This is a genomic window from Streptomyces sp. NBC_01497, from assembly GCF_036250695.1.
In the GTDB taxonomy this organism is placed as follows: Bacteria; Actinomycetota; Actinomycetes; order Streptomycetales; family Streptomycetaceae; genus Streptomyces.
This window is the reverse complement of record NZ_CP109427.1, coordinates 7,160,619-7,175,306: the sequence shown is the minus strand read 5'-3', so window position 1 is coordinate 7,175,306 and position 14,688 is coordinate 7,160,619. Positions and strand designations below refer to the sequence as shown.

Genomic DNA, 14,688 nt, shown 5'->3' with positions numbered 1-14,688 from the left:
CGGCCACCGTCGGTCAGCTCAGGTCAGCTCAGGTCAGCCACGGCGATTCGGTGACGCGTTCGATCATCGTGGTGCGCTGGAATCCGGGGACGAAGTGCTCCAGCACGTCCGAATTCACGGTGCCGTTCGTGGTGTCGGGGCGGTACTTGAGTCCTTCGAGGAAGGCTTGCAGGAACTCGTGCTTGAAATCGCCCCGGGGATGCGTCGCGGTGACCTCCTCGACCTGGCCACGATCCAGTTCGCCCAGTGCGAAACCGACCGCGTCGGTCAGCACACCGAAATGCGTGACGGCGATCTCAGGACCCATACGGCCCGGAATTCCGGGCGTGGTGTGGAGGGCGATCGCCGACCAGACCGCGTCGGCGGCGGGGGCCGTGAAGCCGTGCTCCAGCAGGAAGCTGCGCGCGTGGTCGGCTCCATCGACCTCGAAACGCTGCTCCGCTTCGGAGAAAGGCCGCAGGAGACCGGTGTCGTGGAACATCGCGGCGAGGTAGAGCAACTCCGGGTCGGGCTCCAGGCCGAGTCTGCGGGCATGCATCACCCCGAACAGGAAGACGCGCCGGGAGTGATGATAAATGAGGGGGCTTGTTGTCACCTGGACAAGCCGGGTGGCCTCGGCGACGGCCTCTGTTTCAGGGATCTCTATTCCTGCGATCAACTCGGTCATAATCTGCGTTCTTTCGGTGTGCTAGGAATGAATGGGCCTTCTTTTCCAGAATCCCACCGCCCGGCGTTCGCCGCCGCCCCGCTCCGGCCATGAACCACTCGAATCAGGACAGGAGGCAAGGGTTTGATGACCCCGTCCCCGCACAAGGTCGCGATGCTGGTCTACGACGGCGTCACCCTGCTGGATGTCGCGGGGCCCGCCGAGGTGTTCGCGGAGGCGAACCGGTTCGGCGCCGACTACCGCGCGGTGCTGCTGTCGCCGACCGGGGCCGACGTCACCTCCTCCCTCGGCATCCGGATCGGGGTCGACGGTGCCGCGGCCCCGTCCGCCGCCCACACGTTCCTGGTGGCCGGCACGGACCTCCACCCGCGCGGTCCCGTCGCCCGGGATGTGATCGAGGCCGCGAGCGTGATGGCGGCGGACGCCGACAGGATCGTGGCCGTCTGCACCGGTGCCTTCGTCCTGGCCGCCGCCGGGCTCCTGGAGGGCAAGCGGGCGACCACCCACTGGAAGGCGGCGCACGAGCTCGCCGCCGCGTCCCGGGCGAGCAGCGTCGACTCCGACGCCATCTACGTCCGCGACGGCTCCACGTACACGTCAGCGGGGGTGACCGCCGGCATCGACGTGGCGCTGGCGCTCGTCGAGGAGGACCACGGACCGGCGCTCGCGCGCGATGTCGCCCGGTCCCTGGTGGTCTATCTGCAGCGTGCGGGCGGCCAGTCGCAGTTCTCCGCCCCGCTGCAGGGGCCGCCGCCCCGCTCTCCCTCCCTGCGCAGAATCACCGACATGGTGACGGGGAATCCGCAAGGCACGTACTCACTCACCGAACTTGCCAGGCACCTCAGTGTGAGCCCCCGGCATCTCACGCGGCTTTTTCGTGAGGAACTGTCCACCACGCCCGCCCGGTACGTGGAGATGATTCGTTTCGACATGGCGAAGGCGCTGCTCGACCAGGGGCATGCCACGACGCAGGCCGCGGAGCTCGCCGGCTTCCCGAGTTACGAGAGCATGCGGCGCGTCTTCACGAGACAGGTGTCGATGAGCCCAGCCGCCTATCAGCGGCGGTTCAGCACAACACATCGCACCGGCACCGGCACCGGCACCGGCACCGGCACCGGCTGACCTTGGCACGAGGAATCGTCAGCCGCGGGCGGAGCACTCCGGGCGTCCCTCGCCCCCTGGCTCCCCGCCCCGCAGGCCGTTGACGTCCGTACTACCGGACACGCTCGCGATCGATGAACGCGGTCAACGCGTCCGCCACCGCGTCGGGCTGCTCGTCAGGAATGAAGTGTCCCGCTCCCGGGATGACAGCACCGCTCACGGTGTCCGCCCAGGGGCTGAGGGAAGCGGCCATGTCGGGGATCGAGCCGTGGGAGCTGGAGATTCCGAGGACCGGGACGCTCAGGTGCGCTCGGGCCAGGGCGTCATGGTTCCCGCGCGCTGATTGGGCGGCGTCGCGATAGTAGGCGAGGGACGCCCGAAGCCCGCCCTCCGCGGCGACGGCGGCGGCGTAATGGTCGATCTCGGCGCTGTCGAACGTGTTCGGGGCCAGCGCTTTGGCCTTCAGGAACCACCCGACGTAGTCGCGCTCGCGGCCGGCGAGCAGGGTCTCGGGAAGCTCGGGCACCAGGTGGAACGCGAAGTGCCAGGTCTTCCAGGCCCGGTCGGGATCCGTGGGGACGGCGTCCGGGAGGCTGATGCCCGGAATGCCGGCGTCGAGCAGGGCGACGCCGTGCAGGCGCTCTTCGTACCTCAGAGCCAGCGAGAAGGCGACCCAGGCTCCGATGTCGTGGCCGATGAGCCAGTACTTCGGCACGTTGAGGGCGGTCAACGCGGCCTGGACGCGGGACGCGACGGTGTGCGTGTCGTACCCGTCCCGAGGGCGCTCGGAGTGGCCTTGTCCTGGCAGGTCGACCGCGATCACGTGGAATCGCTCGGCGAGGCCCGGCATCACCGCGCGCCAAGCCCACCACGTCTGCGGGAATCCGGCGAGCAGGACGACGGCGGGGCCGCTCGGCCGCCCGCCTTCCACGGCGTGAAGCCGGATGCCTTCCGCCTCGACCCAGTGGTGGGTGAAGCCAGTGAGGTCGTGCAGGGGCAGCCCGGGGACCGGGTTCTGGCCAAAGGAGCGGTTCGCGACGGCCGCGGCATCTGTCATGCCGGGAGCGTAACGCATCTTGAACCATTCAGTTCAAGATATGCTGGGCCGGGCCGCGACGGCTCGGCTCAGACTCAGACTCACCAACGAGGTGCACGCGCGATGGCCGGGAAGAAGCAGTTCGACGTGGACGACGCGCTGGAGGCGGCGATGGTCCAGTTCTGGCGGGCCGGGTACGCCGGCACCTCCCTCGACGACCTCTCCAGGGCGACGGGGCTGAACCGCAGCTCCATCTACTCCTCACTGGGCGACAAGGACGCGCTCTATCTGCGCTGCCTGGACCGCTACACCACCCGGTACGGAGACCGGTACGAACAGGCCCTTTCCGGCGCCTCCGAAGACCCGCTGCGGGCGGTGCGGGCGTTCTTCGACGTCACACTGAAGCGCATCGCCGACCCCGGCCTGCCGGACGGATGCCTGATCGCCCAGACCGCGATGGTGATACCGACCCTGAGCCCCGGCATCGCCGCGCGCGCGGTCGAAGCCCTGGGCCTCCAGCGTGCTCGGCTGCGGACCGCCCTGACCGCCTCGAAGTTGACGGGAGGCGACGCCGAGGACTTCGCCGTGCACATCGCGGCGGTCAACCAGTCGCTCGCCGTGATGAGCAGGGCCGGGGCGAGTGACAAGCAGCTCCACACGATCATCGACATCAGCGTGAGCGCGCTCTCGCAGGCGTTGCACCACCCCTGACCCCGCAGGCCCCGCGTAGCACAGCGCCGGTCACGACCGGTCCCTGACGGCGAAGCCCGGGACCGGGCTCGGCAGCCACAAAGCCCCGCCCTGCACGCCCTCCCGCAGGGCGCGCCCCCACAGGGCGCCCCCGACCTGCCGCTTCTCCGTCACCATCGCACCTTTCCGCCGAGCCGCGAGAGGCCGCCACAGGACTCGCCCCGCGACCGCCCCTTCGTGAACACGGCCCGCGGCTCGTCCGCCCCACCACGGACAGCCCTCGCACCCGCCGGCCCGGCGCGTTCAAGCCGCCGCTCCCAAGGGCCCGTTCGAGCACGCGCCCCCACCGGCCTGTTCGGGCATGACCCCCAACCCTCCTCCCCGGAGCGGCCTTCCGTGGGTCCGGGGCGAGCACCGGACCGGCGGGCACGGGCGGGCGCGTCTTCCTGGCGTGGCCGGAACCAGTGACATCCCCGCGTCGCGGCGTGTACGGTCTACACCGTGGAAACCCAAACAGGTTCCGAAGTTTCCAAGCTGGTCAACCCGGATGTGACCGAGTTGGTCCTGGACGCCGCCGAGCGGCTCTTCTTCACCACCGGCTTCAGCCGCACCAGCATGGACGACATCGCACACCAACTCCATATCAGCAAAAAGACCATCTACCGGCACTTCCCAGGGAAACGCAGTGTTCTCGCGGCCGTGCTGGACCGGCAGTTCGCCCGGATCGAGAAGGCTCTCGCCGAGGCCGTCGCATCCTCCGAAGGCAAGCCGTTCGAGCACCAGGTCGAGGAATTCCTGATCGCGGCGGGGAGTGAGCTGTCGCGGATCGGCGCCCCCCAACTGCTCTGGGGGCGCGGCGATCCGATGCTCAGCCCGTATGTGGAGCAACGCGTCGAAGCGGTGGTGTACCGGCGGATCGACGAGCTCTTCCGCACCGGCCACCGGCTCGGTGTGCTCAGCACACCGCCCGAACTGCTCAGTGTCATCACGCGCGGCGCCCTGGAGCAACTCCTCACCTCGCAGCTGCCGCAGTCACTCGGCCGGAGCGCGGCCGACCTCCTGCGCGAGACCGTCGACGTGGTGCTGCGCGGGGCGCTGGTCCCCGACGGCGGGACCTCCAGACCGGGTGGCAGGTCGTCCACACCGGACACATCCACCACTCCCCGGAGGTCGGCATGACGGACGGTCAGCAGAGCGGCAGGCTCGCCATCATCACGGGCGCGAGCAGGGGCATCGGCGCGGCTGTCGCCCGGCTGCTGGCGTCCCGGGGCATGCGCGTCGTCGTCAACTACCGCAGCAGCAGCGACGAGGCGGACGCCGTGGTCGCGTCCATCAAGTCCGCCGGCGGCCACGCGATCGCCGTCCAGGCCGACGTGCGCGACGAGTCCGCCGTGTCCGCCATGGTCGAGCAGGTCAGGACCACCATGGGAGAGGTGGAGGTGCTGGTCCACAACGCCCTGATCCCGTACGCCATCAAGTCGTTCGACGAGATGTCGTGGGAGGAGCTCGGCGGCAAGCTCGAAGAGGAGATGCGATCCGCCTTCCTCGTGACGAAGGCCGTCATCCCCGGCATGACCGCGCGCGGCTACGGACGGATCGTCTACCTGGGGACCGGACTGAGCCGGCAGCCGCGTGAGCGCATGATCGCGCTCGGCACCTCCAAAGCGGCCCTGAACCAGTTCGCCCGCTACGTCGCCCAGGAGATGGGGCCTCGCGGGATCACCGCCAACGTGGTCTCCCCGGGACCGGTGGACGAGACCAGCCTCGCCGACGTCTTCGGCCAGGAACACAAGCAGCGCCAGGCGGCGCAGACCGTGCTGGGCCGCATGGCCTCACCCGACGACGTGGCCCGGGCCGTCGCCTTCTACGCGGGTGACGACAGCGCATTCATCACGGGCACGATCGCGCCGGTCAACGGCGGAATGGCCATGGACTGACGCGTCCGGACAAGGAGCTCTCGCAGTGCACACCATCGACCTGACCCATGTCGGTCTTGGAATCCACGAGGAACTGGTCGCCTACGTCGCCGACCAGCAGAACTACTACGAGCAGGAGGGGGTCCACGTCGCCCTGCGCGACGGATGCGCCTGGGAGACCGAACGGGTCCGGCGGACCGCGACGATCGGCCTGGGCCGCGCGGTGCTCTCGCGGGTGACCGACGGCATCCCGTGGACGGTTCTGTCCGTCAACACCCATCGGCCGATGTTCTGGCTGCTGGCCCGCGATTCCTTCACGTCGGTCGAGGAGCTCAAGGGCCGCCGTGTCGCCCTGCACGGGGCGGGGACCGCGCCCGGGTGCTTCTCCCGCATCGTGCTGCGCAAGCACGGACTCGACCCGGACCACGACATCGAGCCGGTCGTCATGACGCCCGGGGACTACGGCCGCCACCTGCGCCTCCTCGCGGACGGCTCGCTGGACGCCGCGTTCGTCGGCAGCACTCTGGCGCCCGAGGTCACGGCCGAGGAGAACGGCCTGCGGGTACTGGCCTTCGTCGGGGACCACTTCAGCGTCCCGACGGTGGGCGTCGCGGTGGATCCCACCTACGTCGCGCCGGACGATCCTGCGGTACTGGCCGTCGTACGGGCCAACCGCCACGCCTTGAGCACGCTCCACGACGAGCCGGACCTCGCGGCCCGGTACGTGCGCGAGCTCATCCCGAGCCTCACCGAGGCGGAGGCCCGTCGGCACTACGAGCGCTACGTCGCGCCGTACTTCACCACCGACGGCCGCCACGATCCGTCCGTCGCGGCCGCCGCGGTGCGCGCCGTCGCGGCGGAACTGGGTGTGTCCACGGTGCCCGACGCGGCCGACATCTACCGTACGGAACCGGCCGAGGGGCCCCCTGCGTAGCCGTGCGCGCCGCGCGGGACCCGGCGTACACGCGTCAGGGCCCCGGCGGCGCCGTCGCCCGGCGGCCGTCCCGCACCGAGCCGCCCGGGTGGCACCGGCCGTCGATCGTCACGTGCTGTACCCGACCGTTGGCACCGAGTCGGCGTTCGCGAGCGAGGACGGGACGGGTGCCGCGGGGCGTTCCCGCCGCGGACGGCGCTCCCGGCGCCCGACGACCCGGGGCGGCCTGCGCCGCGGGGAGCCACGTGGCATCCTCGAAAAGGAGGCGGAACGGTCCCCCGGTCACCGGGCGCGCGCCGTTCACTTCGCCTTGTGGTCGTTCGCTCACGCCGAGCCGGGCACGTCCGGGCGAGAAGCCGGTTGCGGCGGGCGGGCGGGTGGGCGAGACGTTCCCGCGATGGAAGGCAGTGGGCCGGTGCGCGACGATCAGGTCGACCTGCCGCAGGAGGACGCGCGTCGCGTCCTCGACGCGGAGGTGGGCCGGGTCGGCCGCTCGACCGGCGCGCACATCGTGGCGGGGTACCTGGACGTCCCGGAGGAGCGGCTGGTCCGTATGACCGTCGTGCGGGGCGTGCCCGCGCGGCTCGCCCGGTCCTGGTCCCGGGTGGCGCGCGTGGCGCAGGTGCCCGTGGCCCAGGCGGTACGCTCCGGCCGGCCGGTGTGGCTGTCCGGCCAGCAGGAACTGGCGCGCCGCTTCCCCCGCACCGCCCTGTCCTTCCCGTACCGGGTCGCCATGTATGTGGCACCGCTGGTCGACGCGGGCGTGTCCTGGGGCGCCCTGCTGCTCCTGTGGCCGGGCACGCGCTCCCCGGAGCTCTCCCTCGCGGAGGAACGCGAGGTGGGCGCGGCCTGCCGTCGCGCCGCGAAGGCGCTGCGGATGGCCGCGGAGGCGGGAGACCCGGTGCTCCCCCGGCCCGACCCGCTCGCACTCGATCCCCCACCGGAAAGCGCCGAACCCCGGGCCCGCCTCACCGACCGTCTTCCCGGCGGCATGTGCGAACTCGACCTGGACGGGCGGCTGACGTTCATCAATGCCCGGGCGTTGGAACTCCTCGACCGGGATCGCGGTGAACTGCTGCACCACGATCCTTTCGAGGTGATTCCCTGGCTGCACGATCCGGCCTTCGAGAACGCCTACCTAGCGGCGGTCTTCAGCCGTCTCCCCTCCGCTTTGCGGGTCCGCCATCCGAGCGGCCACTGGCTCTCGTTCACCCTGTACGCCGACGACTTCGGGGTCACGTTCTCGGTGGAGCAGGCCGGCCTTCCCGCCGACCGTGCCCGGGGCGTGACGGCTTCGCCCTCCGACACCCCTGCCCATGCGGGAACCCTGTTCCACCTGCTGCATCTGGCGTCGGCGCTCGCCGAGGCCAAGACCGTGCAGGAGATCGACAACGCGCTCACCGAGCAGATGATGCCCGTCCTCGCGGTCCAGGCGTTCGCGTTGCTCACGGCGGAGGACGGCCGGCTGCGGGTCGTGACCTGCGAGGGATTCCCCGCGGAGATGGCCGAGTTCTTCGACGGCATCCTGCTGACCTCCCCCGTCGAGGGGGTGCGCGCCGTGGAGAGCGGGGTCCCCTCGTTCCATTCCGACGCCTCCCGACTGCCGGACACCGAACCGGCCATCGAACGCTACGGGCGTGTCACCGCCTTCGCGTACCTGCCGTTGACCGTTTCCGGCCGGACGATCGGCTGCTGCGTCCTCGGCTACGAGCGCCCCCAGCCGTTCGTACCCAACGAGCGTGCCGAACTCGTATCCCTGGCCGGGCTGATCGCGCAGGCACTGGAGCGGGCACGCCTGTACGACCTCAATGCCCAGGCGGCCCGCGGCCTGCAGGAGGGCCTGCTGCCCAGCCGTCTCCCGCGAATCGACGGCCTGCAAACGGCGGCCCGCTACCGGCCCGCCATGAGCGCCCTGGATGTGGGGGGCGACTTCTACGACCTGATCGCGCTCGACGACGCCGTCGCCGTCGCCGTCGTCGGTGACGTGCAGGGGCACAGCGTCCAGGCGGCGGCCCTGATGGGACAGGTCCGAACCGCCGTGCACACCCACGCCCAGGTCGGCGCCCCGCCCGGTGAAGTCCTCGCGCGCACCAACCGCCTGCTGGAGGACCTCAACACGGAACTGTTCGCCAGTTGTCTCTACGCCCATCTGGACCTCCGGCGCCGGAGGGCCCTGCTGGCGAGCGCGGGTCACCTGCCACCGGTCCTGCGCGGGCCGGACGGCAGGGCGGAGGTGCTGGACGTGCCGCCCGGGCTGCTCCTCGGCGTGGAACCCGAGGCCTCGTTCCCCACGACCGAGATCCCGCTGGCGCCCGGCAGTGTCCTCGCGCTCTACACCGACGGCCTCGTCGAACGCTCGGGTACCGACCTGGGTGACGCCATCGACGACCTCGCCCGTCGCGTCGGTGAGGCGCCGCCGGGCCCGTTGAGCGCCCTGTGCGACCGGCTCATCAGCGGCGCCGAGGCGACGATGACGCAGGAGAAGAGCGACGACATCGCGCTCCTGCTGCTCCGGACGGGCCACGCGGCACCAGTGTGACGCCCGGGTCAGGCAGGCCGCCTGGTCTCAGCGTCCATGGGGTCACGGTCAGCTCGCGGGCGCCGGGCGCAGGGCGGCGGCGCGGCCGGGCGGCAGACGTCGGCCATGCCGTGCGGGGCACCGCCGCAGGAACGCGGCGACTCACCGAGGGGGCGCCGGGCCGTCCCTTCAGGGCACGAACTGGTCATAATGGCGCGGATCGCCCCGCCGTGAACGGGCGGACGGCCGTGCCGAGCAGGCCCCTTCCTGGAGAGCGTGATGAGCGACAAGGCACCGAACCGCCCGGCGCCGCTCCCGCTGGCACGGGCCGCCGACGAGTTCGTCCTCACCACCGTCCTGCTGTTCGTGGGGGTGAGTGTCGTGCGCTGGGTGCTGGATCCGTCCTCACCCCTCTTCATTGCCAGGATCCACGTGGCGATCGCCGTCGTCGGAGTGCTGGCCGGAGGGGTCCTGACCGCACTGATCCTCTCCCCGCCGGGCCGCCGCAGCGGGGGACACATGAATCCCGCGGTGACCGCCGCCCTGTGGCTGATGGACGTCTTCCCCGGGCGCAGCGTCCCGCCCTACGTCCTCGCGCAGCTCGGCGGTTCCGTCGCCGGGGCCGCCCTGGCGCGGGCGGTGTGGGGGGCCGAAGTGGGCCTGCCTGTCGTGTCCTACGGCGTGATCCGGCCCTCGCCCTCCTGGCATCCCGACGAGGTCTTCCAGGCCGAGACCGGTTGTCTCATCGCTCTCACGCTGGTCATCGGATTCTCCCTGGCCCACCCGGCATTCGCCCGCTACGTGCCCTACGCCGTGGGCGCGTTCGTCGCCGGTGTGGTCGCCTCGCTCGGCCCGTACAGCGGAGGCGCGATCAATCCCGTCCGCCAGTTCGGCCCGGCCGTGATCTCCGGGCACACCACCGACCTGTGGGTCTACCTCCTCGCACCCGTCCTCGGCGCCGCGCTCGGCGCTTCCGTCCACCATCTGCTCGTCCGCCGCTTCGACACGCACGTACCGCTCACGTACAAACTCGCCGGGGAGCGGCGAGGCCCCGACGACCGGGCAACTGCCCCCTGAACGTTGGCGCCGACCGGGTTGCGCCGGCAGCTCGTACCCACCAGACTGAAAAACACATATTGCTCCGTTTCGCCTCATCTGCTATCGATGACGCGAATCGTCGGGACCGGATGGCACGCGTCAGCGGGCTTCCGGCACAGGGGACCGCGGGCGTGGGCCGAGGGCTCGTGAGAGCGGGCCGGGTGCGGCGGGGCGCTGGACTCCGCCAGGAGACGTGACGCGTGCCGCGGGCGCGACCGGTGCACGACGGACTCTGCTGACGAGGGGGCGTGGCCCGCCCGCACAGGGCGCCTGGGACGCCCCGGCCACCACGACCGGCCGGGGCGTCCGCAAACGCGCACCCGCACCCTCCCGGTGCACCCGCGACCGTCTCGCGCCACGCGTGGCCGCTCCTTTCGGCGCCGCGTCCCGCCACAGGTAACACCCGCGGAACCGGGCGCCGTCCGGGGCGGGATGGGCGAGGTCCCACCATCGCCCGTCGGCCACGGCTTGTCCCGCGGCCGACGACGGGCACACCGATCACACCAGGCCACTCCACCCTCTCCACAGCGCAGGAGCACAGGATGTCCCAGACCATTCTCATCAGCGGAGCGTCGAGCGGATTCGGCGCCATGACAGCGCAGGCCCTGGCCGACGACGGGCACACCGTGTACGCCGGTATGCGCGACGTCGCAGGCCACAACGCTCACGCGGCGGCCGACGCGGCCCAGTACGCCGAGGAGAACTCGGTGGACCTGCGCACGGTCGAACTCGACGTCTCCGACCAGGCTTCCGTGGACACCGCCGTCCGTACGGTCACCGAGGAGGGCGACGGCGTCGACGTCGTCGTACACAACGCCGGCCACATGGTGCTGGGTCCGACCGAGGCGTTCACACCGGAACAGCTGGAGGAGATCTACGACACCAACGTCATCTCGACCCAGCGCATCAACCGGGCGGTCCTGCCGCAGATGCGCGAGCGCCACGACGGTCTGCTGCTGTGGGTGGGGTCCTCCAGCACCTACGGAGGGACGCCGCCCTATCTGAGCCCGTACTTCGCCTCCAAGGCGGCGGAGGACCACGTGGCCAAGAGCTACGCGGTCGAACTCTCCCGGTTCGGCATCGACTCGGCGATGGTCATTCCCGGCTCCTTCACCTCCGGGACGAACCACTTCGCCCACGCCATGTCCCCGGACGACAAGGAGACCGCGCAGGTTTACGACGAGCTCTACCCGGGGCTCATGGACGACGTCGCCGAGCGGCTGGCCGAACTCGCGCCGCCGGACGCCGATCCCACCGAGGTGGCCAGGACCATCGTGCGGGTCGTCGACACACCCAAGGGCCGGCGGCCGTTCCGTGTCACCGTGGACCCCGCGCACGACGGCTCCGAAGAGGCGAGCGACGTCGCGGACCACGTCCGCGAGGACTTCTACGAACGCATCCGGCTCTCGGATCTGCTCACGCCCCGGCCCTGAGCGAGCGCCGGCCGCCGGCCGCCCGCCAAGGACGGCTGCCCTTCCCGGTGGACGGCGCGCGGGCGCGCCCCGCCTCTCGCGCAAGCCGTGTTCCGCTCACCGGGGCGCCGTTGTGCCGGGCGGGCGGCCGCGTCGGGGGCCGCGAACACGGCGCGGGTCACCACGACGGACCGCGTTCCGGCGCCTCCCACGGGTCGTCACCGCGAAGGACGTCATCATGGAATCTGCGAACTACGACTACGTTGTCGTCGGCGCGGGCACGGCGGGATGTGTGCTGGCGTCGCGGCTCTCCGAGGATGCGAGTGTGCGGGTCCTGCTCCTTGAGGCGGGCGCCGAACGCCCGCTGGACATGATGGCGGTGCCGCGGGCGTGGCCCGCCCTGGTGGGAGGCAGCGCCGACTGGGGCGGCACGACCACCGAGCAGGCGTTCACCGGTACGGAGATACCCCTACCGCGCGGACGGGGGCTCGGGGGGTCGTCGAGCATCAACGGCATGAACTTCCTGAGGGGTCACCGGTCGAGCTACGACAGCTGGCCGGGGCGGGGGGCCGCCGGCTGGGGGTACGACGACCTCCTGCCGTTCTTCAGGCGCAGCGAGAACGCTCCGGGGCACGGCAGTTCCGCGCGCGGGGTGGGCGGGCCGCTGACGGTGGCTCCCGCCACGGAACCCAACCCCGTGGTGGAAGCATGCGTCGGGGCCGCCCTGGAGGCCGGGCACCACCGGGCGACGGACGTCAGCGCCGGGCTGGAAGTCGGTTTCGGCTGGTGTGACAACAACATCGTCAGTGGCGTCCGGCAGAGTGCCGCGGACGCCTACCTGCGCCCGGTCCTCGACCGGCCCAACCTGCGGGTGCTCTCCGACGTACTGGTACGGCGGCTGCGCATCGTCGACGGCCGCTGCGTCGGGGTCGTGTACACGGCGGGCGACCGGTCGGTCCCGGTGGAGTGCGACCGGGAGGTCGTACTCTGTGCCGGCGCGATCGGTTCGCCGCAGTTGCTGATGGTGTCCGGTGTCGGGCCGCCGGAGCACCTGCGGGAGGCGGGAGTGGAGACCGCGCTGGACCTGCCGGGTGTGGGAGCCAACCTCCAGGACCATCCCCTGTCGACGCTCACCTACGCGTCCCGACGCCCCGTGCCCGTCACGCCGGGCAACCCGCCTGGGGAAGCGCTCGGTCTGGTGCGGACGGACGGCACCGCCGACGCACCCGACCTCCAGATCCTCTTCGCGAGCATGCCCTTGAGGGCGCCCACGCTGCCCGGGCCCGACGACGGTTACGCGATCGCCTTCTCGGCGATGAACCCGTACAGCAGCGGCACCGTGCGCCTCGCCGGGCCTGACGTACGGGACACACCGCTGGTCGATCCTGACTACCTCGGCGACGAACGCGACATCGCCACGATGGGCGCCGGACTGCGCGTGGCCCGGGAGATCGGGCAGGCCGGGGCACTGGCAGGCTGGCGGGGCGAGGAAGCTCTCCCGGGCCCGGACGTCCGGGACGGGCAAGCCGTCCGTGCGTACCTGCGGCAGAGCCTCATGTGCTACTTCCACTACTGCGGCACATGCGCGATCGGCGACGACGCCATGGCCGTGGTCGACACCGGACTGCGGGTACGGGGCCTGGCCGGACTGCGCGTGGCCGACGCCTCGGTGATGCCTGCCATCGTCTCCGCGAACACCAACGCGACGACGTACGCCATCGCGGAACGCGCGGCGGAACTCGTGAAGCAGGGCTCTCGCGGCGAAGGCGCGGCGTGGTCCGGTCCGGTTCAGCCCCGCGGGTAGCGGCGCCGCTGGTCCCGGCCGATGAGGGCGTACAGGTCGGCGGCGGGCGAGACGCCGGTGCCGACGGCCGGTACGGGCGCCGGGGTTGCGGCGGGCTGATCCGCGTCACCCGCCTGCGAGGGCGCGTCCTCCCCGGGCGTCCCGTCCACCGGATCGGCGTTCTCCGCTCCCGGACGGGGAGGCTCCCCGGCGGTGCCTTCCGCGGCCCGTGCCTCCTCGTCGATCTCGGTGTCGCGGCGGAGCAGGATCCACCACCCCACCGGCACGGCGGCGGCGAAGATCCACCACTGGATCGCGTACGGCAGGTGCACGCCCTGGCCGATGACGGCCATCGAGTTGGAGTCCTCCTGCGGGCCGGGCGTGAGTTCGGCCTCGTCCGCGGCGGGGAGCGCCGGGGTGGTGGCGGTCAGTTCCATGTACCCCGACACCAGCGGTACGGAGACGTCCCCCGCCTGCTCCGCGCTGTTGATGATCACGGACTGGCGCGGCGGCAGGCTGGGACGCTTGTGGATGCCGGTGGAGGCGTAGGTCTCGTCCGGGCGCAGCCGGCCGGTCACCGTGACGGTGCCCGTGGGAACCCCGGGAACGTGCGGGAAGGCCGTACCGCTCTGTGACGCGGGCGCCACCCAGCCCCGGTTGACGAGAACCGCCTCGCCGGTGGACGTGACCAGCGGTGTGACGACCTGGAAGCCGACGTCGCCGGAGGCGTTGGTGCGCTGGCGGACGACGAACTGGTGCGCGGCGTCGTAGTGGCCGGTCGCCGACACGGTGCGGTACGTCCGGGAGAACGGCACCGTGCCGCCGGGCTCGGACAGCGAGGTGACCGGCACGGGCTTGGCGCTCTGATTGCGGTCGATCATCTGATTGAGCTCGTTGGCCTGCTGGTACCTGTGGTACTGCCACAGACCCAACCGGTAGAAGGTCGGGACAAGGGCAGCCAGCACCAGGGTCAGGATCACCCACCGGCGGGTCAGCAACGTTCGCAGCACCCGTCGACAGTACCCGGGCCTGATCGCCGCCGGCTCATGGGGCTCGCACCGCCGGCCGCCCAGCGGGTGTGCTCCTCCGGGCCCCCGCCCCACGATCCTGCGGGCAACGCCGATCGTGGACGGCGTGGGCGTCGGTCCCCGGCCGCTCGATCGCCGCAACGTCCGCACCCGTGTACGAGTCCCTCCTGTACGCGGGCCGCCGCCGTACGAGCCGGGCCGGACGGCGACGCGCTCCCCAGCGGCGTCGCGCTCGGCTCGGGACCACCGGGAGCCGTCCCTCATCACTCCCCCGGTCTCACGGAGGTCGGCGTGGCCTGCCGGCGGGTCCTCCTGCGGAAGCACCGGATCCGGTGGGCGCGGCGTTCAACGGCAGCGGGCCGTGCCGCCCGCCACGTTCATGATCAGCTGGGGGGCGGCGGGGCGCCCGCGGACAGGAAACCGCTCGGCTCCGGCCGCTGCCCCCGGATCACCTCGTGGCCGGCTCGCGGCTCGCCCGGGTGGCGCCGGCGAGCCGGCCTCTTCC

Annotated in this window: 13 protein-coding genes; 9 read left to right on the top strand and 4 right to left on the bottom strand. The window is 71.5% G+C overall.

Annotation, left to right across the window (positions count from 1 at the left end; genetic code table 11):
• Window positions 1–28 precede the first annotated feature (28 nt).
• Entirely contained in the window at window positions 29–667 is a 639-nt protein-coding gene (locus OG310_RS30420; protein ID WP_329459036.1) for an HD domain-containing protein, read from the bottom strand.
• Between the two features lie 126 nt (window positions 668–793).
• Here OG310_RS30420 and OG310_RS30415 point away from each other — a divergent pair, with 126 nt between their 5' ends.
• Window positions 794–1,789 carry a GlxA family transcriptional regulator gene (locus OG310_RS30415; RefSeq protein ID WP_329459035.1) on the top strand — a complete coding sequence of 332 codons (996 nt, stop codon included), beginning with the start codon at window positions 794–796 and terminating at the stop codon, window positions 1,787–1,789.
• A gap of 91 nt (window positions 1,790–1,880) precedes the next feature.
• Here OG310_RS30415 and OG310_RS30410 read toward each other — a convergent pair whose 3' ends face one another.
• Window positions 1,881–2,825 (bottom strand): alpha/beta fold hydrolase, encoded by a 945-nt coding sequence (locus tag OG310_RS30410; RefSeq protein WP_329459034.1) that lies wholly within the window; start codon window positions 2,823–2,825, stop codon window positions 1,881–1,883.
• A gap of 102 nt (window positions 2,826–2,927) precedes the next feature.
• On the opposite strand from OG310_RS30410, the gene OG310_RS30405 reads away from it, so the two are divergent.
• The gene (locus tag OG310_RS30405) at window positions 2,928–3,515 is read left to right on the top strand and encodes a TetR/AcrR family transcriptional regulator (RefSeq protein ID WP_329459033.1); all 588 of its coding nucleotides are present in this window, start codon (window positions 2,928–2,930) and stop codon (window positions 3,513–3,515) included.
• A 30-nt stretch (window positions 3,516–3,545) separates the two neighbouring features.
• On the opposite strand, the gene OG310_RS30400 is transcribed toward OG310_RS30405, so the two are convergent.
• Window positions 3,546–3,671, bottom strand: a complete 126-nt coding sequence (locus OG310_RS30400; protein ID WP_329459032.1) for a hypothetical protein — start codon at window positions 3,669–3,671, stop codon at window positions 3,546–3,548.
• A 324-nt stretch (window positions 3,672–3,995) separates the two neighbouring features.
• On the opposite strand from OG310_RS30400, the gene OG310_RS30395 reads away from it, so the two are divergent.
• The 7 genes from OG310_RS30395 (at window position 3,996) to OG310_RS30365 (ending at window position 13,176) form a co-directional block, all read left to right on the top strand.
• Window positions 3,996–4,673, top strand: coding sequence for a TetR/AcrR family transcriptional regulator (locus OG310_RS30395; RefSeq protein ID WP_329459031.1), 678 nt, complete (start codon window positions 3,996–3,998; stop codon window positions 4,671–4,673).
• A complete protein-coding gene (locus tag OG310_RS30390) occupies window positions 4,670–5,431 on the top strand; it encodes an SDR family NAD(P)-dependent oxidoreductase (protein WP_329459030.1) in 762 nt (253 codons plus the stop codon). Before OG310_RS30395 ends, OG310_RS30390 begins: the two co-directional genes overlap by 4 nt.
• A gap of 25 nt (window positions 5,432–5,456) precedes the next feature.
• Window positions 5,457–6,344, top strand: a complete 888-nt coding sequence (locus OG310_RS30385; protein ID WP_329459029.1) for an ABC transporter substrate-binding protein — start codon at window positions 5,457–5,459, stop codon at window positions 6,342–6,344.
• 397 nt (window positions 6,345–6,741) lie between these two features.
• The gene (locus OG310_RS30380) at window positions 6,742–8,883 is read left to right on the top strand and encodes a SpoIIE family protein phosphatase (protein ID WP_329459028.1); all 2,142 of its coding nucleotides are present in this window, start codon (window positions 6,742–6,744) and stop codon (window positions 8,881–8,883) included.
• A 258-nt stretch (window positions 8,884–9,141) separates the two neighbouring features.
• Window positions 9,142–9,939, top strand: a complete 798-nt coding sequence (locus tag OG310_RS30375; protein ID WP_329459027.1) for an MIP/aquaporin family protein — start codon at window positions 9,142–9,144, stop codon at window positions 9,937–9,939.
• A gap of 563 nt (window positions 9,940–10,502) precedes the next feature.
• A complete protein-coding gene (locus OG310_RS30370) occupies window positions 10,503–11,393 on the top strand; it encodes an SDR family oxidoreductase (RefSeq protein ID WP_329459026.1) in 891 nt (296 codons plus the stop codon).
• Window positions 11,394–11,610: 217 nt separating this feature from the next.
• Window positions 11,611–13,176 carry a GMC family oxidoreductase gene (locus tag OG310_RS30365; protein ID WP_329459025.1) on the top strand — a complete coding sequence of 522 codons (1,566 nt, stop codon included), beginning with the start codon at window positions 11,611–11,613 and terminating at the stop codon, window positions 13,174–13,176.
• Here the strand turns inward: OG310_RS30365 and OG310_RS30360 are convergent.
• Window positions 13,161–14,165: an SURF1 family cytochrome oxidase biogenesis protein gene (locus tag OG310_RS30360; RefSeq protein WP_329459024.1), complete on the bottom strand. Its 1,005-nt coding sequence runs from the start codon at window positions 14,163–14,165 to the stop codon at window positions 13,161–13,163. The genes OG310_RS30365 and OG310_RS30360 overlap by 16 nt on opposite strands.
• Window positions 14,166–14,688: the final 523 nt, after the last annotated feature.

Bases quoted from the DNA above. Each gene is read 5' to 3' on its own strand.
- OG310_RS30375 (WP_329459027.1), top strand. From the start codon at position 9,142: ATGAGCGACAAGGCACCGAACCGCCCGGCGCCGCTCCCGCTGGCACGG.
- OG310_RS30415 (WP_329459035.1), top strand. From the start codon at position 794: ATGACCCCGTCCCCGCACAAGGTCGCGATGCTGGTCTACGACGGCGTC.
- OG310_RS30365 (WP_329459025.1), top strand. From the start codon at position 11,611: ATGGAATCTGCGAACTACGACTACGTTGTCGTCGGCGCGGGCACGGCG.
- OG310_RS30405 (WP_329459033.1), top strand. From the start codon at position 2,928: ATGGCCGGGAAGAAGCAGTTCGACGTGGACGACGCGCTGGAGGCGGCG.
- OG310_RS30380 (WP_329459028.1), top strand. From the start codon at position 6,742: ATGGAAGGCAGTGGGCCGGTGCGCGACGATCAGGTCGACCTGCCGCAG.
- OG310_RS30400 (WP_329459032.1), bottom strand. From the start codon at position 3,671: ATGGTGACGGAGAAGCGGCAGGTCGGGGGCGCCCTGTGGGGGCGCGCC.
- OG310_RS30410 (WP_329459034.1), bottom strand. From the start codon at position 2,825: ATGACAGATGCCGCGGCCGTCGCGAACCGCTCCTTTGGCCAGAACCCG.
- OG310_RS30390 (WP_329459030.1), top strand. From the start codon at position 4,670: ATGACGGACGGTCAGCAGAGCGGCAGGCTCGCCATCATCACGGGCGCG.
- OG310_RS30370 (WP_329459026.1), top strand. From the start codon at position 10,503: ATGTCCCAGACCATTCTCATCAGCGGAGCGTCGAGCGGATTCGGCGCC.
- OG310_RS30420 (WP_329459036.1), bottom strand. From the start codon at position 667: ATGACCGAGTTGATCGCAGGAATAGAGATCCCTGAAACAGAGGCCGTC.